The organism is Achromobacter spanius (genome assembly GCF_039673305.1).
Lineage (GTDB): Bacteria > Pseudomonadota > Gammaproteobacteria > Burkholderiales > Burkholderiaceae_B > Achromobacter > Achromobacter spanius_F.
The window spans coordinates 32,564-54,527 of record NZ_JBDJLJ010000002.1; the positions used below are offsets into that span (position 1 = coordinate 32,564).

The window sequence follows — 21,964 nt, forward strand, 5'->3', positions numbered from 1 at the left end:
GCCGCTCCTACATGAACAATTGGATGTTGCCGAAGGCGGCGTCGCAGTTGACGAGGTCGACGCGCTTCTGCCGGATGCGCAGCCGGCCGTCCTGTTCCACCAGGTGGTGCGTGGCCCAGCCGGCGTACAGGGTCTGCGTGTCCTGCCGGGTTTCGACGTAATGGAAGGCGGTGCGCACGACGTGGCGCCCTTCGGCGGGCGCGGACTCGGGATGGCCGTGCTCGACGGCGGGCGCCTGCAGCAGGTGGTGGCAGCGGCTCTTGGGCTGCTGCGAAAACGTGCGCTGGCCGGCCAGGCGCTCGACGCGCACGCGCAGCAGCAGCTTGTCTTCGTACATGAGCGACGCATGCAGCTTCGCGTCCGTCTGGCCATGGGCCAGCGGCATCCAGTAATGGCCGTCGTCGGTGTACAGGTCCAGCCACTCCTCGAAGCGCAGCTCGTCCAGCATGCGCGCCTCGGCGTAGACAAAATCGATCAACTCGCGGTCGCTTGCGCTCATACCGACTCCGGTCCGGTCATGTAGCGGCCCCATGCGCGGTACTGGTTGCGCATCTGCCATTCGTTGGTGCCATTGGTGACGACGTTCTTCTGCCCGTCTTCGCCGGGCGCATACAGCCGGCCTACGTTCACCCAGTCGCGCGCGCGGGAATTCAGGCCGTCCTGCGCGCGTTCGTACATTTCGAGATCGTCGTGGCCCACCACGGAGGTCGGCGCGTTGATCAGGCGGTTGTACATGAGCGTGCGCTCCAGCAGCAGGTCCGGCGCGCCCACCAGGCGGAATGTCCAGGACTCGACCAGCGTGCGGTCGGCGGCGATGGGCTTGAAGATCCGCAGCGTCTGGATCGGGCCCTTGACCATGATGTTGGGAAAGTAGACGGTGTTGTGGCGCACGTCGCCCAGGATCTGCCTGGCGCGCTCCTCGCCATAGGCCGACACCATCGAATCCCAATAGCCCGGCACGCCGGAGTAGGACGCATGGATGGAGTCCGAGACCCCCGTATGTCCGTGGCCGTTCTCCCAGACGCGGATGCCCATGTTCTCGAAGAACTCGTAGGGCGAGATGAACGGGGCGAACAGCTCCACCGCCATGGGCTTGGGCGTGCCCTCCGGCGCCTGTTCCCAGACCTTGACGGCCGTGCCCGCGGACGATTCGTGGGCCACCATGGGGTGGCAGGTATCGGTCTGGTTGTCGACCAGCATCTTCCAGTTGCAGCGGTGCATGTAGCGCAGCACGCCGCCGGCCACTTCCAGGCGGCCTTCGGGTGAACGGTCCACCATGTTGTCCAGGGTGGAAAGCGATTCGCCGAAGAAGTCCTCGAACGACTGGCCGTCCGGATTCAGCCGGCAGAACACGAAACCGCGATGGTTCTTCACGTCTTTCACGGCGGCCATGCCCTGGCTCGCCTCGCAGTGCTCCAGGCCGGTGTTTTCGTAGCCTTTCTTCAAGGGAATCGACAGCAGGCTGCCGTCCGTCTTGAATGTCCAGGCGTGGTAGGGACAGCGGAAGAACTTGCCGGTGTTGCCGCAGGCATCGCCCGCCACCATCGTGCCCTTGTGCGGGCAGCGGTTGTGCAGCACCCGCACGCTGCGGTCGCTGTGCCGCACCATCACGACGGGCTGGTTGCCGACGGTCGTGGTGATGTAGTCGCCCGGATTGGGCACCTGGCTGTCGTGGCCGACATAGACCCAGGTGTTGGCGTACAGGCGTTCCATTTCCAGGTCGAACAGTTCCTGGTCGATGAACAGGTCCTTGTGCACCTCGGTCTCGCGCAGCAGGGCGCGGATGGCGTCGGGGTTGTCGCGGTATTTGGCCATGGTCGCTTCCTTGTTACAGGTCCAGCACCAGGCGCGCGGACTTGGCGCGCGAGATGCAGATCTGGATGATCTTGCCGCTGGCCTTCTCGGTGTCGGACAGGTAGTAGTCGCGGTGGTCGGGCTCGCCTTCCAGCACGGTGGCCTGGCACACGCCGCATTCGCCGCGCTTGCAGTCGAACATCGGGTCGCAGCCTTCTTCTTCCATGACGTCCACGATGGTCTTGTCGGCCGGGATGGTCAGCACGCGGCCGGACTGGCGCAGTTCCACCTCGAATGGCTGGTCGCCGGCCTGGGGCGCGGCCGTGACGAAGAGCTCGAAATGGATGTGCGCGTCGGGCCAGTGGCGCGCGCGGGCGCCCTGGATCACGGCGTCGATCAGACCCTTGGGGCCGCAGACATAAAGATGCTGGCGCGGCGAAGCCGATGCCAGCAGCGCCTGAAGATCGAAGCGGCTGGACGGATCGTCGTCCGCGTGCAGCGCCAGGTCGGCGCCCGCCAGCGCCTGCAGTTCGGGCAGGAACGCCAGCTGGTCCTTGCTGCGGCCGCAGTAATGCAGCTGGAATGCGCGGCCGGCGGCTTTCAGCGCGGCGGCCATGGAGGCGACGGGCGTGATGCCGATGCCGCCCGCGATCAGCACCACCGGTTCGTCGCCCGCAGGCGATTCATGCAGGGGAAAGTCGTTCTTGGGGCCTTCGATGGACAGCGTGTCGCCTTCGGCCAGCGCGTGCATGTGGCGCGATCCGCCCTGGCTGGCTTCTTCCAGGCGCACGCCCAGGCGGTACTCCGTGGGCTGGGCGAACTGAGCGGCCTCGGGCGCAAGCTGCACCAGCGAATAGCAGCGCGGATCGCGCAGGCCGGGGACCGTCACCTTCAGGTGCGCGCCCGGCCCGAAGGCGGGCAGCGCGCCGCCGTCTTCGCGCGCCAGCCGGAACGATCGGATCAGCGGCGATTCCTGCCGGACTTCCCGGACGATCAGTTTGAGTGTCTGCACGATGTCTGTCTCTGTCTGTTGTCGGCCTCAGGCGGCCAGTTTTTCGGCGATCTGGCGTTCCATGGGCTCGCACTTCACGTTGGCGAGCGCGGTGTCGCGCAGCGCGCGCAGGGTGTCGGCCGCGTCGGGACGGCCGGCCAGCTGCTCCGCTGCCGCGAGGAGCTGGCGATACTTGCCGCCGCCGCGCACATGGGTGTCGCTGTAGCCCTTGACCAGGCGGCGGCAATTGACGGCCTCGACGGCCAGCGCGTAGTCGCGCGGGGCCAGCCGGGCAACCAGCCCCAGCCACTGTTCCAGGCCTTCCGTTTCGATCTGGTGGCGCAGCGTGCTGCGGCGCAGGCGCCGCATGCCGGCCAGCGTGTACAGCATCAGGAAGCCGCCCAGCGTGCCGCTGCGCATGCGGCGGCCCTTGCCCAGCCGGCGTTCGACAAAGCCGCCGAACGCCTTGGACCCCTCCAGCCAGCGGCCCAGCCGGGCCGGCAGCGTGCCGCAGATTTCTTCCAGCCGCGGGTGCATGAATTCCGTCGTATGGACAAGCTGGTCCGGACGCGCGCCGACTTCCTCGCGCACGCGTTCGAAGCGCGAGCCGCGGGTCTTCAGGTCCGCCACGCGGATGACGTCGTCATAGGCCATGGCCGTGGCCACATAACGCGCGGCGGCGCAGGTCAGCGCCCATTGCCGGGCGTCGCCGCCGTGCTGCGCGTCCAGGTCGCGGATCGCCTTCATGCGGTTCAGGTAGTCCTGGGCGTAGGCCAGGTCCTGGAATTCGATCTGACGGCGCACGCCCGCGGCCAGCATGGGCTGCGCACAGGGCGGGAAGTCGCGCAGGATGGCGTCCAGCAGGCCCTGCGTGCGCGGATTCGCGGCGCGCTCGGGCAGGGTCGGCACCGGGCGCGCGAGGTCGATGGCGGGGGGCTGCGCGGGCGCCTCGCGGGCGGAATCGAAGCCCAGGGCGAAGGCGCGCAGGCTCGCGTCCACGCCGAGCCCGGCGCGGCGCACCGTGGCTTCGAAGTCGTCGCGGGAAAAGGGCAGGGCGCCGCTGCCGGCCACCGCACCGAACAGGCTGGCGCTGATGACGCTGCCGGCGCGGTCGGCCTGGGCCTGCAGGTCGAAGCACAGGAAGCGGCGGGCGGCGGCGCGGCCGGCTTCCAGCACCTTGTTCGGATCGGCGATGCCGTTGCCGGGCGCCGATTTCTCGCTGACGGCGTAGCTGCGGTGCGAGGACGTGATCAGGACCGTGCGCGCCGGCGTCACGAGGCCGCGCTGGATGGCGCGGCCGCCTTCCATCAGTTCGGCCGCGACCACCAGGTCCACGTCGCCCGGCGTGGGCATCAGCGCCAGCGCGGGCTGGCGGCCGGCGCGCCGGACCTCGGATTCGGGCAACAGTTCCAGGTAGTAGATCGTCGCGCCGGTGCGCTGCGCCACGCCGGGCACCGACGTGGTCTGCGCCCACCAGCCGGCGTGTTCGGCCATGTCGACGATCCAGTCGGCCAGCACGCCGCCGCCCTGGCCGCCCATGGCCAGGATGGCGATCTTGATCGGGTTGCCTTGCTGCTCGGGCGCCGGGTTCATGAGACGGGTGTCCTTAAAGGGCGTTTTGGGCCAGGCGCGCGGCGCGCCGGCGCTGCAGGTAGCCGATCACCGCCCCGCGCACGCGCGCCAGGAAGCGGTCGGCGCCGGTCGGGTTGTGGATGATGTCGGCGCGGTAGAAAGACGGACACAGCACGGCGGCATGGGCGACTTCGCCGCAGTTGCCGCAGCCCACGCAGCTGCTTTCGACGTGCGCCACCGGGTCTTCCTTGAGCGGGTCGCCGCTGTCCTTCACGGTCAGGGACGGGCAGCCGGACAGCCGGATACAGGCGTGGTCGCCGGTGCAGACGTCCGGGTCCACGCCAAAGCGTTCCTTGACCACGCGCCGGCCTTCCTTGACCGCCTTGTTGAACAGCGGCTTCACCCGCCGCTGCTTGTTCAGCATGCATTCGGACTGCGCGATGATGACCTTGGGGCCCTTGATGTCGGTGGTCAGGGCTTCCTCGATGGTGGCGCGCACCTTCGCCACGTCGTACGTGCGGTCCAGCGTGCGAACCCACTTCACGCCCACGCCGCGCACGGCCTGGTCGATGGGGTTGTTGGTCGAGCGGTCGGGGTTGTCGGCGCGCGAGGACAGGATGTCCTGTCCGCCCGTGGCCGACGCATAGAAGTTGTCGACGATGACGATGACGCCGTCGTACTTGTTGAACACCGCATTGCCGATGCCGGAAGACAGTCCGTTGTGCCAGAAGCCGCCGTCGCCCATGATGGAAATGGGCCGCTTGGCGGCGGGCACGTTGAAGGCCGCCGCGCTGGACGCGCCCAGGCCGTAGCCCATGGTCGTGGCGCCCAGGTTGAACGGCGGCAGGATCGAAAACAGGTGGCAGCCGATGTCGCAGGAAATGTGGTGCTGCCCCAGCGTCTCCTGCGCCAGCGTCAGCGCGGAGAAGATGGGCCGTTCAGGACAGCCCGTACAGAAGCCGGCAGGCCGCGGCGGCACCACGGACGCCAGGTTTTCGACGTGCTTGTGGAAGGTGATGGGCTGTTCGGCGGGGCGCGCGGGCTTGGGCCGCGACACCTCGGTGATGGTGAGTTGGGCCGCGTCCGCCTGCGCATCCGCCACGACGGCCGGATGCGTCTGCAGCGATTCCGGCCGGTTGCGCTTGAGGAATTCGCGCAGGCCGTCGCGCATGACCTGGGTCGTGTATTCGCCGGCCATCGGCAGCACGTCCTTGCCGGACAGGCGCGTGTCGATGCCCGCGCGGCGCAGCACGGCGTGCAGGTTCTGCTCGATGTAGTCCGGCTGGCCTTCTTCCAGCAGCAGCACGGCGCGCTTGCCGCGGCAGAAGTCGATGACCTCGTCCTCGATGACGGGGTAGGTCACGTTCATGACGTACAGCGGGATGCGGCTGTTGCCGAAGTGGTCGGCCAGGCCCAGCAGCTGCAGCGCGCGGATGACGCCGTTGTACAGGCCGCCCTGAAGGATCAGGCCGATGTCGTCCTGGTCGCCGTCGAAGTGCTCGTTGAGCTTGTGTTCCTTGATGTAGCGGATGGCGGCGGGCCAGCGCTCCTTGATCTTTTCCTGTTCGTGCAGGAAGGACGCTGGCGGCAGCACGATGCGGCTGGTGTCGCGCGCCGGGCTTTCCAGCGCCTGCGCCAGCGTGAAGTCGGGACGCTTGTTTTCCTTGGCGGTGAAGCGCCCGTGCACGTGGCAGCCGCGGATGCGCAGCTGCAGCATCACAGGCGTCTTGCTGGCTTCCGACAGCGAGAAGCCGTCTTCCACGGCCTTGACCATGCTTTCCAGGTTGGGGCGCGGATCCAGCAGCCAGATCTGCGACTTCATGGCGAACGCGTGCGAGCGTTCCTGCATGATGGACGAGCCTTCGCCGTAGTCTTCGCCGACGATGACCAGTGCGCCGCCCGTGACGCCGCCCGAGGCCAGGTTGGCCAGCGCGTCCGATGCGACGTTGGTGCCGACGGTGGATTTCCAGGTGACAGCCCCGCGGATGGGGTACATGACGGATGCGGCCAGCGTGGCGGCGGCGGTGGCTTCCGAGGCGCTGGCCTCGAAATGCACGCCCAGTTCCTGCAGGATGTCGTTGGCGTCGGCCAGCACGTCCATCAGGTGGGAAATGGGCGATCCCTGGTAGCCGGCCACGTAGCCGACGCCCGACTGCAGCAGCGCTTTCGTGACGGCAAGAATGCCTTCGCCGCGGAACTCCTGGCCCGCGCCGATGCGCAACTGCTGGACTTCTTTCTTGAAAGACCTTTCAGCCATCTGGATCCCTTTCGCGGACCGGCGCGGTCCTTTAAACCTTGCTGCCGTGCAGCATCAAGTCATCACGAAATCATCGCCTGAAAAATACTTTAGGAGTCAACGTTTTAGCTGTCAATAAAAAAGATGAAATTTCATGGAAATCAAAAAATATCACGCTAAAACAAGGGTGTATATACTGGTTGTTCTCTAGGATTTTGGTTGGTGCGGAGCGCTGGAATGGTGCAAAAATGGGTTGCGATTGGGGGTATACCCTGTGCTGCGCAACAGCATTGCGGTACATCATGGCGCGCGGCTGCGCCGTCGTGGTGCAATGCGCTTTTCGTCAAGGGGACGAGCCTTGGAAACATCGGCGTGGGAGCAAAGCAACATGCGCGCGGATAAGCAGCGCGGCGGCCGCGCGGCGGCGCCCGGCCCCAGGTTCGTGGATGGCTACCTGGCGTATCTGCTGGCGCAGGCCAGCCAGCGCATCTCGGCCGAATTCCATCTGCAGGTGAAGGCGGCCGGCCTGTCCGTGACGGAATGGCGGGTGCTGGCCAGCCTGCAAGGCAGCGCGGGCGAAACCATCGGCAGCCTGGCGGTGCTGGCCATCACCAAGCAGCCCACGCTCAGCAAGGTGGTCCAACGCATGGAAGCCGAAGGCCTGGTGGCCCGCACCGGCGTGCGCGCCGACCGCCGGCAGACCCGGGTCTGCATCACGGCCAAGGGCTCGAACCTCATCACCGGCCTGTGCGACCAGGCGCTGCAGCACCAGAAGGCGGTGCTCGCGCCGTTCGGCGAAGACAAGGCGGCGCTGCTGATCGAGATGCTCGGTGTGCTGATGACCGAGCACTTTCCGCTGGAGCTTCCGATCGACGCGGAAGAGTAAGTCCGTTGCAGGCGCGCACTCGAACATTGTTTGGACCAATTATTTTGTTACAAGCAAATGCGTCCCTGATTGTTTCTCCTCTGTGAAAACAGCCTCCGGTACGCATAAACCCTGAATTGACGCGGGTCTGGCGGGTAGGCACACTCGCGCCGGTAATTCAGACTACTGTCAGGAGTTGACACTTATGCGCCGCACTTTGATTGCTATCGCGATCGCCGCCGCCGTGGCCGTGCCCTCGATCGGGCAAGCCAAGACCTTCCGCTGGGCAGCCCAGGGCGACATCCTCACGTTCGATCCGCACTCGCAGAACGAGGGCATGACGATCGCCGCCAACAGCTACATCTACGAGCCCCTGGTCGACTACGACAAGTCTTTCAAGGTCACGCCCCGCCTGGCCACCGAATGGGAGCAGGTGTCCCCCACGCTGTACCGCTTCAAGCTGCGTCCCGGCGTGAAGTTCCATGATGGCGCCGCCTTCACCGCGGACGACGTGGTGTTCTCCATCCACCGCGCCATGGCCCCCACGTCGAACTACAAGGCCTACACGACCGGCATCAAGGAAGCGCGCAAGATCGACGACCTGACGGTCGAGATCGAGACCTCGGCGCCCAACCCCGTGCTGCTGCGCCAGCTGACCAACGTGTTCATCATGAACAAGGCCTGGTCCGAAAAGAACAACATCCCCAAGCCGCAGGACTTTGTCAACAAGGAAGAAACCTTCGGCGCGCGCAACACCAACGGCACGGGCCCCTACAAGCTCAAGAGCCGCGAAGTGGACGTGCGCACGGTCTTCGAGGAAAACAAGGACTGGTGGAACAAGGCCGGCAAGGTCGGCAACGTGACCGAAGTGGTGTTCACGCCGATCAAGCAGAACGCCACGCGCACCGCGGCGCTGCTGTCGGGCGAGATCGATTTCGTGCTGGATCCGGCCGCCCAGGACCTGGAACGCCTGCGCCAGGCGCAGAAGGTCGTGGAAGGCAACGAATACCGCACCATCTACCTGGGCCTGGACCAGAAGCGTCCCGAGCTGCAGTACTCGAACATCAAGGGCAAGAACCCCTTCCAGGACATCCGCGTGCGTGAAGCGCTGTACCGCGCCATCGACGTCGACGCGATCAAGCGCGCCGTGATGCGCGGCCTGTCCGCGCCCACCGGCACGATGATCGCGCCGCAGGTGCATGGCTGGGCGGAATCCGTGCACAAGCGCGTGCCCTACGATCCCGAAAAGGCTCGCGCCCTGCTGAAGGAAGCCGGCTACGACGGCACGCTGAACTTCACGCTGGACTGTCCGAACAACCGCTACATCAACGACGAAGCCATCTGCCAGGCCGTCGTGGGCATGTGGGCCAAGGTGGGCGTCAAGGCCACCATGAACGCCATGCCGCGTTCGACCTACTTCCCGAAGGTGCAGTCGTTCGACACCAGCGCCTACCTGTTCGGTTGGGGCGTGCCCACGTTCGACGCCATGTACACGCTGCAGAACCTGATCCGCACCAAGGGCGAGGGCGCGGACGGCATGTACAACCTGGGCAACTACAGCAACAAGGAACTGGACGTCATCATCGACCGGATCAAGACCGAAACCGATCCGGCCAAGCGCGACGCCGACATCATCACCGTGCTGCAAGGGCACGCCAAGGACTTCGGGCACATCCCGCTGCATGACCAGGTCATCCCCTGGGCAATGCGCAAGAACGTCACGGTCATCCACCGTGCCGACAACCGCCTCGTTGCCGATTGGGTCAAGATTGACTGATCCAGGCTAACCAGACGGCGCGGGGCCTATCCGGCCCCCGCCGTCTTGCTTTTTTCCGCCTATGTTCGCTTTCATACTGCGTCGCCTGTTGCAGGCCGTAGCGGTGATGCTCACCGTCGCGCTACTGGCCTTTGTGCTTTTCCAATACGTCGGCGACCCTGTCACCATCATGCTGGGGCAGGACGCCACCGATGCCGAACGCATCGAACTGCGTGAACGCCTGGGCCTGAACGAGCCCGCCATCGTTCAATTCGGCCATTTCGTGGCCAACGCCGCACAGGGCAATTTCGGCATCTCCCTGCGCCAGAGCGAACCCGTTTCCACCCTGCTGAAGTCGCGCCTGCCGGCCACGCTGGAGCTGTCCATGGTGGCCGCCCTGCTGGCGCTGGTCGTGGGCGTGCCGCTGGGCGTGTACACGGCGCTCAAGCGCAACAGCCTGGTTTCCCAGATGCTGCTGGCCGGCTCCCTGCTCGGGGTGTCCCTGCCCACGTTCCTGATCGGCATCCTGCTGATCCTGGTGTTCTCGGTGCAGCTGGGCTGGCTGCCCAGCTACGGGCGGGGCGACACGGTCAGCCTGGGATGGTGGACGTCCGGCCTGTTCACCGCCACCGGATGGAAGCACCTGATCCTGCCGTCCATCACGCTGTCGCTGTTCCAGATGACGCTGGTGCTGCGGCTGGTGCGTTCGGAAATGCTGGAAGTCCTGCGTTCCGACTACATCAAGTTCGCCCGCGCCCGCGGCCTCAAACGGCGCGCCATCCACTTCGGGCATGCCCTGAAGAACACGATGGTGCCGGTCATCACCATCACCGGGCTGCAGCTGGGCGGCATCATCGCCTTCGCCATCGTCACGGAAACCGTGTTCCAGTGGCCGGGCATGGGCCTGCTGTTCATCCAGGCCGTTCAATTCGCCGACGTGCCGGTCATGGCCGCTTACCTGTGCCTGATCGCGCTGGTGTTCGTGGTGATCAACCTGATCGTCGATCTTCTGTATTTCGTCGTGGACCCGCGGCTGCGTTCCGGGCTGACTCGCGGCGGGGGGGCTCACTGATGCGCGCCGTACTCAAACGCTGGTGGGACAGCGACATCGCCTGGGCCTGGCGCCGGGCGCCCGTGGCCATCGTGGCCACCGTGCTGCTCGCGGCATTGCTGATCGGCTCCTTCGGGGCCGGCTGGGTCGCGCCGCACAATCCGTTCGACCTGACCAAGGTCGAACTGCTGGACGCGCTGCTGCCCCCGGCCTGGGAAACCAATGGCCAGGCGACGTACCTGCTCGGCACGGACAGCCAGGGCCGAGACCTGTACTCGGCCATCCTGTACGGCACGCGCGTGTCGCTGCTGATCGGCCTGGCGTCGGTGATGCTGTCCATGCTGATCGGCATCGTGCTGGGATTGATCTCGGGCTATGCCGGCGGGCGCATCGACGCCTTCATCATGCGCGTCGCGGATGTGCAGCTGTCGTTTCCCGCCATCCTGATCGCGCTGCTGATCGACGGCGTGGCGCGCGCGGCGGTGCCGCGCGACATGCACGAACTGATCGCGTTTCCGGTGCTGATCGGCGCCATCGCGCTGGCGGGCTGGCCGCAGTACGCCCGCACCGTGCGCGGCTCGACCCTGGTCGAGAAGAACCGCGAGTACGTGCAGGCGGCGCGCGTGATTGGCGTGGCTTCGCCCGTCATCATGTTCCGCCACGTGCTGCCCAACGTGCTGGGTCCGGTGCTGGTGCTGGCCACCGTGCACCTGGCGACGGCCATCATCACCGAGGCAACGCTGTCGTTCCTGGGGGTGGGCGTGCCGCCGACCGCGCCTTCGCTGGGCACGCTGATCCGCATCGGCAACGATTTCCTGTTTTCCGGAGAGTGGTGGATCACCATTTTCCCGGGCGCGGCGCTGGTGCTGCTCGTGCTGTCGGTCAACCTGCTTGGCGACTGGCTGCGCGATGCGCTCAACCCGCGACTGAACTGAGGCAACCATGAGCGCACTACTCGAAGTCCGCAACCTGCGCGTGGAGTTCCCCACGCGCCGCGGCACGCTACGCGCCCTGGACGACGTGTCCTTTTCCATCCAGGCTGGCGAAGTCCTGGGCGTGGTGGGCGAATCCGGCGCCGGCAAGTCGCTGACCGGCGCATCCATCATCGGCCTGCTCGAGCCGCCCGGCCGCATCGCCGGCGGCGAGATCCTGCTGGCGGGCCGCCGCATCGACAACCTTCCCGACGAGCAGATGCGCCGCGTGCGCGGGCGCGAGATCGGCGCGGTGTTCCAGGACCCGCTGACGTCCCTGAACCCGCTCTACACGGTGGGCAGGCAGTTGGCGGAAACCATCGTGACCCACCTGGATATGACCTGGTCGCAGGCGCGCAACCGCGCGGTCGAACTGCTGGCGTCCACCGGCATACCCGCCGCGCGCGAACGCATCGACCACTACCCGCACCAGTTTTCCGGCGGCATGCGGCAGCGCGTGGTGATTGCGCTGGCGCTCGCCGCGGAGCCGAAGCTGGTGGTGGCGGACGAACCCACGACGGCGCTGGACGTCTCGATCCAGGCGCAGATCATCGAGCTGCTCAAGCGCCTGTGCCGCGAGAACGGCACGGCCGTCATGCTGATCACGCACGACATGGGCGTGATCGCCGAGACCGCCGACCGGGTGGCGGTGATGTACGCGGGCCGCGTGGCCGAGATCGGCCCGGTGGCCGACGTCATCCACAAGCCGCGCCATCCCTATACGGCGGGGCTGATGGGTTCCATCCCGACGCTCGAGGGCCACACCGAACGGCTGGTGCAGATCGACGGCAGCATGCCGCGGCTCAATGCCATCCCGCCGGGCTGTGCCTTCAATCCGCGCTGCGGCCAGCGCCTGCCGCGCTGCGCGCAGGACCGGCCCGAATTGCTGCCGGCGGGCACGTCCCGCGCGGCCTGTTGGTTGCATGAAGACAAGGTGGCCGCATGAGCACCCCTCTCGTAGAAGTCAAGGACGCGGCCCGCTGGTTCGACGTATCTCCGCCCTGGCTCGAGCGCAAGCTGGCGCGCAAGCCCAAGGTGATGCTGCGCGCCGTGGACGGCGTGTCGTTCGAGATCGCCCGCGGCGAGACGCTCGCCCTGGTCGGCGAATCGGGCTGTGGCAAGTCCACGGTGGCGCGCATGCTGGTCGGGCTCTATGGCCTGACCCGCGGCGACATCCGCTTCGACGGCCAGCCCCTGTCGCGCATGTCCGAGCCGGGCGGCCGCGCCCTGCGCAAGCGGTTGCAGATGATTTTCCAGGATCCCTATGCCAGCCTGAATCCGCGCTGGCGCGTGGGCCGCATCATCGCCGAGCCGATGCTGACGCATACGCGGATGACACCGGACGAGCGCGTGGCGCGGGTCGGCGACCTGCTCAGGCAGGTGGGGCTGGATCCGGCGGACCAGGGGCGCTATCCGCACCAGTTTTCGGGTGGCCAGCGCCAGCGCATTTCGATCGCGCGCGCGCTGGCGGTCAATCCGGAGTTCCTGGTGTGCGACGAGCCCACCTCGGCCCTGGACGTGTCGGTGCAGGCGCAGGTGCTGAACCTGATGAAGGACCTGCAGCGGGAGCTGGGGCTGACGTACCTGTTCATTTCCCACAACCTGGCGGTCGTGCATCACGTGGCCGACCGGGTGGGGGTGATGTATCTGGGCCGCATGGTGGAAGTCGCGCCGCGCGACGAACTCTTCGCGCGGCCGCGCCATCCCTACACGCGCATGCTGCTGGAGGCGATTCCGGACATCAATGGCGCCGGCAAGCCGCGCACGGCGGTGGCCGGAGAAGTGCCCAATCCGCTGAATCCGCCGCCGGGGTGCACGTTCCATCCGCGCTGCCCGCACGCCAATGACCGCTGCCGGTCCGAGGCGCCGGTGGCGATGCTGGCGGGGGTGTCGATCGTGGCCTGCCATGCCGTGCAGGAGGGGCGGATCTCCGCCTGATGCCGCGCGGCGGCTGAAGCAGGGGCGCCGGTGTCCGGCGCTTCCTTGCGCGATCGCGGCGGCCTTGCGCGCGCCGCGCGCCGCTCAATGGCGGTGGTTGCGCTCGTCGTCGTACGGCGTGTCGTCGTCCTCGTCGGCGCCGTCTTCTTCCTCTTCGTCGTCTTCCTCGTCCGGATCCGGCTGCGGCTCCTCGGTCAGCGCAAAGGGCAGCACGTCTTCCAGGCTGTCGGACCAGGCGGATTCCTCGCCGTCGTGGTCCAGCTTGACGAAGCGTTCGCCCTCATTCAGCGAGATCTGGATTGCCCAGAGGTACAGGCAGTCATAGGTGTCGTCGTCGGATTGCGCCAGGCCGCCCCGATTGCCCAGCAGGCGCGCACCGGGGCCGCCCATCTGGACGTGGGTCTGGTCCTCTTCTTCCTTGGCGTTCTCGTCCATGGGCACGCCGTAGGTCACCCATTCGGTGCCCTCGTCGCCCAGCACCACTTCGGCCAGCACGGGTTTTCCCAGGTAGGCGCTGAGTGCGTCCGCGGTCTTGGCCAGCATGTCCAGTTCGGCGGCACTGAAATGGGTCAAGGAAGCAGGGGGAGTAGCGGAGGCGGACATGAAGGGTTCCTGGGCGCGATGAAGCCGCGACGGCACGGCAGATACGTAAAGTCAGACGCTATTGTCTCGCGAACTGCGTTGCAGTGCATCGGACGCTTGGATGACGGCGGTTTCCTCAATGCCGGACGCGCCCTTACACTTGCCGGTTGCCCCTGTCCGGTATTGCCTGTTTTATGACGCGCGCTGATTCTTCGACCATCCCCTTCCGCTATCTGCTTTTTCCGCTGCTGGCGGCGCTGATCTGGTCGGTCAATATGATTGTGACCAAGATGGCCGCCGGCGTGATCGCGCCGGCCGTCATCGGATTCTATCGTTGGGCGCTGGCCGGCGTTCTGCTGACGCCGTTCGCGCTGCCGGGCGTGTGGGCGCAGCGCCGGCTCATCTTGCCCTACCTTCCCAAGTTCGCGGTGCTGGGCGGCCTGGGCATGGCGCTGTACCAGGGGTTGGCCTATGTGGCGGCATCGAGCACCACGGCGACGAACATGGGGATTATCACGGCGATGATTCCGCTGTTGACCATCGCCGTGGGGACGGTTGTGCTGCGCCAGCGTCCCACGCTGATGGCGATGCTGGGAGGGTTGCTGTCGCTGGCGGGCCTGGCGTTGCTGATCGGCGAGGGCGATCCGGCAAGGCTGCTGTCGGTGGGCGCCAACCCCGGAGACCTGCTGATGGGCCTGGCCGCGCTGGCGTACGCGCTGTACGGCGTGTTGTTGCGCCGCTGGGGTCTGCCGGTGGGGCCGTGGCAGTCGCTGTACGTGCAGGTCGGATTCGGGGTGCTGTTCCAGTTGCCGGCCTTCCTGGCGGCGGCGCCGTCGCCGCTCAATGCCGCCAATGTGCCGCTGGTGCTGTATGCGGCGATCTTTCCGTCGCTGTTCGCGCCGTTCCTGTGGATGCAAGGGGTGAAGCATCTGGGGCCCAATCGCGCCAGTGTGTTCCTGAACCTGATGCCGGTGGGCACGGTGGCGATCGCCGCGGTGTTCCTGGACGAAAAGCCGCACATTTTCCACATCGTGGGCGGCGCGCTGGCGCTGGCCGGCGTGATGCTGGCGCAGATGCGCACGCCGCGTCTTGGCGCACGCGCGGGCAAGGCGGCCTGACTGGTAATCGGGGCTGGATCCCGTGCGCCGCGCGCCGGTCAGGGTTCCGGCCTACAATCAACGGTTTCTCAGCTATATCTCACCTACGAGCCCATGGCCCAATACGTCTACACCATGAACCGCGTCGGCAAGATCGTGCCGCCCAAGCGGCAGATCCTGCGCGATATCTCGCTTTCGTTTTTTCCTGGCGCCAAGATCGGCGTGCTGGGCCTGAACGGCTCGGGCAAGTCGACGCTGCTGAAGATCATGGCGGGCGTCGACCGCGAGATCGAAGGCGAAGCCGTTCCGATGCCGGGCCTGAACATCGGCTACCTGCCGCAAGAGCCGCAGCTCAATCCCGAGCACACGGTTCGCCAGTCGGTCGAAGAAGGCCTGGGCGCGGTCGTCACCGCCAAGAAGCGCCTTGACGAGGTCTACGCCGCCTACGCCGAACCGGACGCCGATTTCGACGCGCTGGCCGCCGAACAGGCCGAACTGGAAGCCATCATCGCCGCGGCCGCCTCCAGCGGCGCGGACGACATCGAACACCAGATGGAAATCGCCGCCGACGCGCTGCGCCTGCCGCCCTGGGACGCCATCGTCGGCAATCTGTCCGGTGGTGAAAAGCGCCGCGTGGCCCTGTGCCGCCTGCTGCTGTCCAAGCCCGACATGCTGCTGCTGGACGAACCCACCAACCACCTTGACGCCGAAAGCGTGGAATGGCTTGAGCAGTTCCTGCACAAGTTCCCCGGCACCGTCGTCGGCGTGACCCACGACCGCTACTTCCTGGACAACGCGGCCGAATGGATCCTTGAACTGGACCGCGGCTACGGCATTCCCTGGAAGGGCAACTACAGCTCGTGGCTGGAACAGAAGGAAGACCGCCTCAAGCAGGAAGAGTCGTCCGAATCCGCTCGCCAGAAAACCATCAAGAAAGAACTGGAATGGGTGCGCCAGAACCCCAAGGGACGCCAGGCCAAGGCCAAGGCGCGCCTGGCGCGCTTTGAAGAACTGTCGTCCTACGAATACCAGAAGCGCAACGAAACCCAGGAAATCTTCATTCCCGTGGGCGAACGCCTGGGCAACGAGGTCATCGAATTCAACAACGTCAGCAAGGCCTACGGCGACCGCCTGCTGATCGACAACCTCAGCTTCAAGGTGCCGCCGGGCGCCATCGTCGGCATCATCGGCGCCAACGGCGCCGGTAAATCGACGCTGTTCCGCATGATCGCCGGCCGCGAGCAGCCGGATTCGGGCGAAGTGAACATCGGCCAGACCGTCAAGCTCGCCTACGTCGACCAGTCGCGCGATGCGCTGGAAGACAAGAAGACGGTGTTCGACGCGGTGGCCGACGGCGCCGACATCCTGACCGTGGGCAAGTTCGAAATGTCGTCGCGCGCCTACCTGGGCCGCTTCAACTTCAAGGGCGGCGACCAGAACAAGGTCGTGGGCCAGCTGTCGGGCGGCGAACGCGGCCGCCTGCACATGGCCAAGACGCTGATCGCCGGCGGCAACGTGCTGCTGCTCGACGAGCCGTCCAACGACCTCGACGTGGAAACCCTGCGCGCGCTGGAAGACGCCTTGCTGGAGTTCCCCGGCAGCGTCATGGTGATCAGCCACGATCGCTGGTTCCTGGACCGTATCGCCACGCACATCATGGCGTTCGAAGGCGATTCGCAAGTGGTGTTCTTCGACGGCAACTACCAGGAGTACGAAGCCGACAAGAAGCGCCGCCTGGGCGAAGAGGGCGCCAAGCCCAAGCGCCTGCGCTACAAGGCCCTGAAGTAAACCGGCCTGGGCCGCCCAGCCTGAAGAATCCCGGCCCTTGCGCCGGGATTTTTCTTTGCCCGGCACATGGGTGCCGCGCGGGGTTATCCTGATGGCTTGCCTAGGGAGTGTTCCATCATGCTGCTGTCCGCCTCCGATTCCACCCTGCTCATCGTCGACATGCAGGGCCGCCTGATGCCCGCCATCCATGATGGCGATGCGGTGCTGAACGCCGCGCACAAGCTCGCGCAGGCCGCGCGGCTGCTGGATGTGCCGGTGATGGCCACCGAGCACCACAGCAAGATGCTGGGCGTCACGGTGGAACCGCTGCGTGAACTCGTGCAGGGCACGTTCCAGAAGATGCACTTTTCGTCCGCGCGCGAACCGGGCTTCGACGGCTGGCTGCCGTCCGCGCGCAGGACCGTGCTGGTGGCGGGCTGCGAAGCGCACATCTGCGTATTGCAGACCGTGATCGGCCTGATCGACCTGGGCTACAAGGCGGCGCTCGTCGCCGATGCCGCGGGATCGCGCAGATCGGCCGACCACCATGCCGCCCTGCGCCGCGCGCGTGCGCATGGCGCCGAAATCATCACGTCGGAGATGGCGATTTTCGAATGGATGGAGACCTGCGAGCATCCGCGCTTCCGCGATGTGTTACGTCTCGTCAAATAGCCGACGGCGCCTGCAACATGGTCCCCAGGGCAGTGCAAAGATTCACTCTCCCTTTGACACAATTCCTGGGCAAACCTAACACCGTGGCCCCGCTTATTTTGCGATCCTGCAAGCTCTAAACCCACAAAGGGTCCGTGCGCTCGCATCAGCTTCATTGGTGCGGCCCCTGGGTAGAAGAATAGGAGCTTCAACATGAAAATCGCATCGCTTTCCAAGATCTGTGCCGCAGTGGCCCTGGCCGCCGTCATGGCGGGTTGTTCGTCGTGGGATGGCATGAGCCATCGCCAAAAGAGCACGGTGGGCGGCGCCGCGCTGGGCGGGGTGGCGGGGGCCGTCCTCACCAACGGCGGCGTGCTCGGCACGGTGGGGGGCGCGGCTATCGGCGGCGTGATCGGCGATCAGGTCGGCAAGCGCTAAAGCATCTTTCCCAAAGCGGAACGCCCGGCAATGCCGGGCGTTTTTTTATGCGTGGCGTGCGCGCCGGCAGGCCGGCGCGCAACGAGGCGTCAGGTCTCGTTTTGCGGCATTTCGATCTTCACTTCCAACACTTCCAGCGTGTCCTGGCGTTCCAGGTGCACCTTGATGTCTTCAGGGTTGATCTTCACGTACTTGGAGATGACCGCGATGAGCTCCTGCTGCAACTGGGGCAGGTAATCGGGCGAATCGCCGCGACCACGCTCGTGGGCCAGGATGATCTGCAACCGTTCTTTGGCGACGGAAGCGGAGGTCTTCTTTTGACCGAGCAGAAACGACAGGAAAGACATTGCTTACTTGCCTCCGAACAGGCGCTTCAGGAAACCGGGCTTTTCGTAATCGGTAAAGCGCAGCGCCTTGTCTTCGCCAAGGTAACGGCTGACGACGTCCTTGTAGGCTTCGGAGACGTCGGTGTCTTTCAGATGAATGGCCGGCAGGCCCTGGTTCGAGGCCTGCAGCACGGCTTCCGATTCGGGAATCACGCCGATCAGCTTGATGCGCAGGATGTCCTCGATGTCGGTCAGCGACAGCATCTCGCCGTCGGACACGCGCTTCGGGTTGTAGCGGGTCAGCAGCAGGAATTCCTTGACCGGCTCGTCGCCGTCGACCGCGCGCTTGGACTTGGCCGCCAGGATGCCCAGGATGCGGTCGGAGTCGCGCACCGACGACACTTCCGGGTTGGTGACCACCAGCGCGTCATCGGCGAAGTAGGCCGCCATGAGCGCGCCGGTCTCGATGCCCGCGGGCGAATCGCAGACGATGTAATCGAAGCCCATTTCCTTCAGGTCGTTGATGACCTTCTCGACGCCTTCCTGGGTCAGCGCGTCTTTGTCGCGCGTTTGCGAAGCGGGCAGGATGAACAGGTTTTCGAGCTGCTTGTCCTTGATCAGCGCCTGCTTGAGGGTGGCTTCGCCCTGGATCACATTGACGAAGTCGTACACCACGCGACGCTCGCAGCCCATGATGAGGTCGAGGTTGCGCAGGCCGACGTCGAAGTCGATGACAGCGGTCTTGTGGCCCCGCATCGCGAGGCCCGCGGAAAAACTGGCGCTCGTCGTGGTCTTGCCCACGCCGCCTTTGCCGGAAGTCACCACAACAATGCGTGTCATGACGATCAAACCCTTATGTTCGAATAAATCGCGTTATCGTAAAGCAAAAAGCCCATGTAAGGCTTCTTACAGGATGTGTTGAGATTTGTGCGGCTGGCGCCGCGCCGCCGTCTCAAGGCAGGAAAAACGGGACCGGGGCATTACGCCTTCAAGGCTTCGATCCGCAGGGTGTCGCCATCCAGGCGAACCAGCGCAGGCTGGTTCTGCAGCGTGCGGTCCAGCTTGTCCTCGACCACGCGGTACACGCCGGCCACGGCCAACAGTTCCGCGTCCAGGTGCGTCGTGAAGATGCGGGCCGACGCATCGCCGCGCGCGCCGGCCATGGCCTTGCCGCGCAGCGGGCCATAGACATGCACGTTGCCATCGGCGATGACTTCCGCGCCCTGGCTCACCATGCCGATCACGACCAGGTCGGTGTGGCGCGCATAGACGCGCTGGCCGGACCGCAGGGGCCGGGTGATGACCAGCGCCGACGACGAATGCGGCGCGGCGGGAGTGGGGCTGGAAGCGGACGTGGTGTTGCTGGCGGCGCGGGCGGGCAGCGGTTCGGCGGCCGTGGCCGTCGTCGCGGCCGCGGGGGCGGCGGATTCGTCGGATTTCGAGGCCGGGGCGGGCGCGGTCTCGGATGCCGACGTATCCGTGGGAGCCTGGGCGATCTCGACGGCTGCGGCGGGCACCGACGGCACCGGGGTCGCGACGTCGTTCGGCGGCGCGGTGTCGACCACGGGAGCGGGCCGCGCGGCGGGCGTGGACAGCTCCACCGGCGTCAGGCCGGCCTCGCGGGCGGCCTGCAGGTTGTCGCCCTCGGCCACGACGCCGATGGGGGGCAGGTTATGGCCGCGCAGTGCCGCCACCAGGGCGGTCCAGTCGATCTTTTCCTCGACCCGGCTCGCATCGATCACGACAGGTTCGTTTTCAAAGAAGCTGCCCGCATCCGCCATGCGCTTGGCCAGCGCGGCGTTCAGGCGTTCGGGATCGGCGCTATGCAGGACCACCCGGATGGCATACAGGGTGGCGCTCTTGAAGTCCAGGGCTAGGGATTCAGTGTTCATCTTGATTGTGGCTGGCGGTGCGCGCGCCTGGAAACGGCGCGCTCAACCGGCTGCGGGATGTCGGGGATGATAACCCGCCCGGGGCGGCCTGAGCCGCGGGCGCAACGAAAGAAAAAGGCGCCGCAAGGCGCCTATTTCCCGTATTGCGCGCGCGGCGCGTCAGCCTTGGGCCCAGGAATCGCGCAGGGTCACGATGCGGTTGAGCACCGGGGCCTCTTGCGTGGAATCCTTCAGGTCGGCCGTGAAGTAGCCCAGGCGCTCGAACTGCCAGGTGGCGCCAGGGGTGGCCAGGGTGCCCGGTTCCAGCCAGGCCGTGACGGTCTGCTTGGAATTGGGATTCAGGCAGGCCAGGAAGTCCTTGTCGCCGCCATCCGGACGCGCGTCGGCAAAGAGGCGGTCGTACAGGTGGATCTGTGCCGGCACGGCGTGCGCGGCGCTGACCCAGGTGATGTTGCCCTTGACCTTGACGCTGTCGGCGCCCGGCGTGCCGCTCTTGGTGTCGGGCAGGTATTCGGCCTGGACCTCGACGACCTCGCCGGCCTCGTTCTTGGTGAAGCCGGTGCAGCGCACGACGTAGCCGTATTTCAGGCGCACGGTGTTGCCGGGGAACAGGCGGAAGTACTTCTTGGGCGCTTCTTCGCGGAAGTCGTCGCGCTCGATCCACAGTTCGCGCGACAGCGGGAATTCGCGCACGCCGGCTTCCGGTTCATGCGGATTGCGCGGCGCGGTGCAGAGTTCGGTCTGGCCTTCCGGATAGTTGGTGATGACCAGCTTGATCGGGTCCAGCACCGCCACCGAGCGCGGGGCGATGGGGTCCAGGTCGTCGCGCACGGCCTGTTCCAGCAGGCTGTAGTCGATGCGCGAATCGGACTTGGACACCGCGGTGCGGTCGCAGAACAGGCGGATCGACGCCGGCGTGTAGCCGCGGCGGCGCAGGCCGAAGATGGTCGGCATGCGGGGATCGTCCCAGCCGTCCACGTGGCCTTCGCGCACCAGTTGCAGCAGCTTGCGCTTGCTGGTGACGACGTAGCTCAGGTTCAGGCGGGCGAATTCGTACTGGTGCGGCAGCGGCTGGGCCAGCTTGCCCAGTTCGGCCAGGCGCGCCAGGATCCAGTCGTAGAACGGGCGCTGGTCTTCGAATTCCAGGGTGCAGACGCTGTGGGTGATGCCTTCCAGCGCGTCTTCCACCGGATGCGCCCAGCTGTACATCGGATAGATGCACCATTGGTCGCCGGTGCGGTGGTGGGTGGCGTGGCGCACGCGGTACATGACCGGGTCGCGCAGGTTGATGTTGGGCGAAGCCATGTTGATCTTCGCGCGCAGCACCAGGCTGCCGTCGGGATGCTTGCCGTCGCGCATTTCGCGCAGCAAGGCGATCGACTCGGCCGCGGGGCGGTTGCGCCAGGGCGAATCGGTGCCCGGTTCGGTCAGGGTGCCTCGGTTGGCGCGGATCTCGTCGGCGCTCTGTTCGTCGACGTACGCGTGGCCCGCTTCGACCAGGGCTTCGGCGAATTCATACATGTAGCCGAAGTAATCGCTGGCGAAGTACAGGTTCTCGCGGCCGTCGGCCTTCCAGTCAAAGCCCAGCCAGTGGACCGCCTCGATGATGGCGTCGACGTATTCCTGGTCTTCTTTCTCGGGGTTGGTGTCGTCGAAACGCAGGTGGCAGACGCCGCCGAAGTCGCGCGCCAGCCCGAAGTTCACGCAGATGCTCTTGGCGTGGCCGATATGCAGGTAGCCGTTGGGCTCCGGCGGAAAGCGCGTGCGGATGCGGGCCGGGTCCGCTTCTCCCTGCTGCTGCACGGCGGCCGGGCCAGGCTTGCCCGCCCAGCGCTTGCCCTGGAAGCGGTTGGCTTCGAGGTCGTCTTGGACGATGTTGAGCAGGAAATTTGATGCGGCGGGGGTCGGCGTCGTGGCGGAGGTCATTCTTGAAAGAATAGGAAAAAGCAGCGACAAAGCGTCAATTTTGCCACGTTCCGCCGAGTAGCCATTTTCGCCACGCCTGCAACCGGTTTCAATCTGCCCCCATAGTCATGT

At 66.1% G+C, this 21,964-nt stretch carries 20 protein-coding genes; 10 read left to right on the forward strand and 10 right to left on the reverse strand.

Features of this window, described 5'->3' with window-relative positions; genetic code table 11:
- Window positions 1-7 precede the first annotated feature (7 nt).
- The 5 genes from ABE485_RS02200 to ABE485_RS02220 are packed head-to-tail and all read right to left on the reverse strand — an operon-like array spanning window position 8 to window position 6,614.
- Window positions 8-499, reverse strand: coding sequence for an aromatic-ring-hydroxylating dioxygenase subunit beta (locus tag ABE485_RS02200; RefSeq protein ID WP_346513133.1), 492 nt, complete (start codon window positions 497-499; stop codon window positions 8-10).
- On the reverse strand, window positions 496-1,815 hold the full coding sequence (locus ABE485_RS02205) for an aromatic ring-hydroxylating dioxygenase subunit alpha (RefSeq protein WP_346513134.1): 1,320 nt from the start codon (window positions 1,813-1,815) through the stop codon (window positions 496-498). Before ABE485_RS02205 ends, ABE485_RS02200 begins: the two co-directional genes overlap by 4 nt.
- A 13-nt stretch (window positions 1,816-1,828) precedes the next feature.
- Entirely contained in the window at window positions 1,829-2,806 is a 978-nt protein-coding gene (locus ABE485_RS02210; protein WP_346513135.1) for a PDR/VanB family oxidoreductase, read from the reverse strand.
- A gap of 27 nt (window positions 2,807-2,833) precedes the next feature.
- Window positions 2,834-4,378 carry an indolepyruvate oxidoreductase subunit beta family protein gene (locus tag ABE485_RS02215; RefSeq protein ID WP_346513136.1) on the reverse strand — a complete coding sequence of 515 codons (1,545 nt, stop codon included), beginning with the start codon at window positions 4,376-4,378 and terminating at the stop codon, window positions 2,834-2,836.
- Window positions 4,379-4,391: 13 nt separating this feature from the next.
- Complete coding sequence (locus tag ABE485_RS02220) at window positions 4,392-6,614, reverse strand: indolepyruvate ferredoxin oxidoreductase subunit alpha (protein ID WP_346513138.1); 2,223 nt, start codon at window positions 6,612-6,614, stop codon at window positions 4,392-4,394.
- Window positions 6,615-6,981: 367 nt separating this feature from the next.
- On the opposite strand from ABE485_RS02220, the gene ABE485_RS02225 reads away from it, so the two are divergent.
- From ABE485_RS02225 to ABE485_RS02250, 6 genes are all read left to right on the forward strand, one after another.
- Entirely contained in the window at window positions 6,982-7,479 is a 498-nt protein-coding gene (locus ABE485_RS02225; RefSeq protein WP_346513139.1) for a MarR family winged helix-turn-helix transcriptional regulator, read from the forward strand.
- 184 nt (window positions 7,480-7,663) lie between these two features.
- Window positions 7,664-9,235, forward strand: a complete 1,572-nt coding sequence (locus ABE485_RS02230) for an ABC transporter substrate-binding protein (protein WP_346513140.1) — start codon at window positions 7,664-7,666, stop codon at window positions 9,233-9,235.
- 61 nt (window positions 9,236-9,296) lie between these two features.
- A complete protein-coding gene (locus tag ABE485_RS02235; RefSeq protein WP_346513141.1) occupies window positions 9,297-10,286 on the forward strand; it encodes an ABC transporter permease in 990 nt (329 codons plus the stop codon).
- A complete protein-coding gene (locus tag ABE485_RS02240) occupies window positions 10,286-11,200 on the forward strand; it encodes an ABC transporter permease (protein WP_346513142.1) in 915 nt (304 codons plus the stop codon). Before ABE485_RS02235 ends, ABE485_RS02240 begins: the two co-directional genes overlap by 1 nt.
- A 7-nt stretch (window positions 11,201-11,207) precedes the next feature.
- Window positions 11,208-12,182, forward strand: a complete 975-nt coding sequence (locus ABE485_RS02245; RefSeq protein ID WP_346513143.1) for an ABC transporter ATP-binding protein — start codon at window positions 11,208-11,210, stop codon at window positions 12,180-12,182.
- Window positions 12,179-13,174, forward strand: coding sequence for an ABC transporter ATP-binding protein (locus tag ABE485_RS02250; protein ID WP_346513144.1), 996 nt, complete (start codon window positions 12,179-12,181; stop codon window positions 13,172-13,174). The genes ABE485_RS02245 and ABE485_RS02250 overlap by 4 nt, the downstream gene beginning before the upstream one ends.
- An 84-nt stretch (window positions 13,175-13,258) precedes the next feature.
- Here ABE485_RS02250 and ABE485_RS02255 read toward each other — a convergent pair whose 3' ends face one another.
- On the reverse strand, window positions 13,259-13,777 hold the full coding sequence (locus ABE485_RS02255) for a hypothetical protein (RefSeq protein ID WP_346513145.1): 519 nt from the start codon (window positions 13,775-13,777) through the stop codon (window positions 13,259-13,261).
- A gap of 173 nt (window positions 13,778-13,950) precedes the next feature.
- Between ABE485_RS02255 and ABE485_RS02260 the strand changes: the two genes are divergently transcribed.
- The 4 genes from ABE485_RS02260 to ABE485_RS02275 all read left to right on the forward strand — a co-directional run bounded on the left by ABE485_RS02260 (window position 13,951) and on the right by ABE485_RS02275 (window position 17,709).
- On the forward strand, window positions 13,951-14,874 hold the full coding sequence (locus tag ABE485_RS02260) for a DMT family transporter (protein ID WP_346513146.1): 924 nt from the start codon (window positions 13,951-13,953) through the stop codon (window positions 14,872-14,874).
- 93 nt (window positions 14,875-14,967) lie between these two features.
- The gene (gene ettA / locus ABE485_RS02265) at window positions 14,968-16,641 is read left to right on the forward strand and encodes an energy-dependent translational throttle protein EttA (protein ID WP_346513147.1); all 1,674 of its coding nucleotides are present in this window, start codon (window positions 14,968-14,970) and stop codon (window positions 16,639-16,641) included.
- A 117-nt stretch (window positions 16,642-16,758) separates the two neighbouring features.
- Window positions 16,759-17,292 (forward strand): isochorismatase family protein, encoded by a 534-nt coding sequence (locus tag ABE485_RS02270; RefSeq protein WP_346513149.1) that lies wholly within the window; start codon window positions 16,759-16,761, stop codon window positions 17,290-17,292.
- A gap of 192 nt (window positions 17,293-17,484) precedes the next feature.
- Window positions 17,485-17,709: a glycine zipper 2TM domain-containing protein gene (locus ABE485_RS02275; protein ID WP_346513150.1), complete on the forward strand. Its 225-nt coding sequence runs from the start codon at window positions 17,485-17,487 to the stop codon at window positions 17,707-17,709.
- 89 nt (window positions 17,710-17,798) lie between these two features.
- Here the strand turns inward: ABE485_RS02275 and minE are convergent, their stop codons facing one another.
- The 4 genes from minE to ABE485_RS02295 form a co-directional block, all read right to left on the reverse strand.
- Window positions 17,799-18,056, reverse strand: a complete 258-nt coding sequence (minE, locus tag ABE485_RS02280; RefSeq protein WP_006217654.1) for a cell division topological specificity factor MinE — start codon at window positions 18,054-18,056, stop codon at window positions 17,799-17,801.
- 3 nt (window positions 18,057-18,059) lie between these two features.
- On the reverse strand, window positions 18,060-18,875 hold the full coding sequence (gene minD, locus ABE485_RS02285) for a septum site-determining protein MinD (RefSeq protein ID WP_346513151.1): 816 nt from the start codon (window positions 18,873-18,875) through the stop codon (window positions 18,060-18,062).
- Between the two features lie 140 nt (window positions 18,876-19,015).
- Entirely contained in the window at window positions 19,016-19,927 is a 912-nt protein-coding gene (gene minC, locus ABE485_RS02290; RefSeq protein WP_346513152.1) for a septum site-determining protein MinC, read from the reverse strand.
- Between the two features lie 159 nt (window positions 19,928-20,086).
- Window positions 20,087-21,853 carry a glutamine--tRNA ligase/YqeY domain fusion protein gene (locus ABE485_RS02295; protein WP_346513153.1) on the reverse strand — a complete coding sequence of 589 codons (1,767 nt, stop codon included), beginning with the start codon at window positions 21,851-21,853 and terminating at the stop codon, window positions 20,087-20,089.
- Window positions 21,854-21,964: the final 111 nt, after the last annotated feature.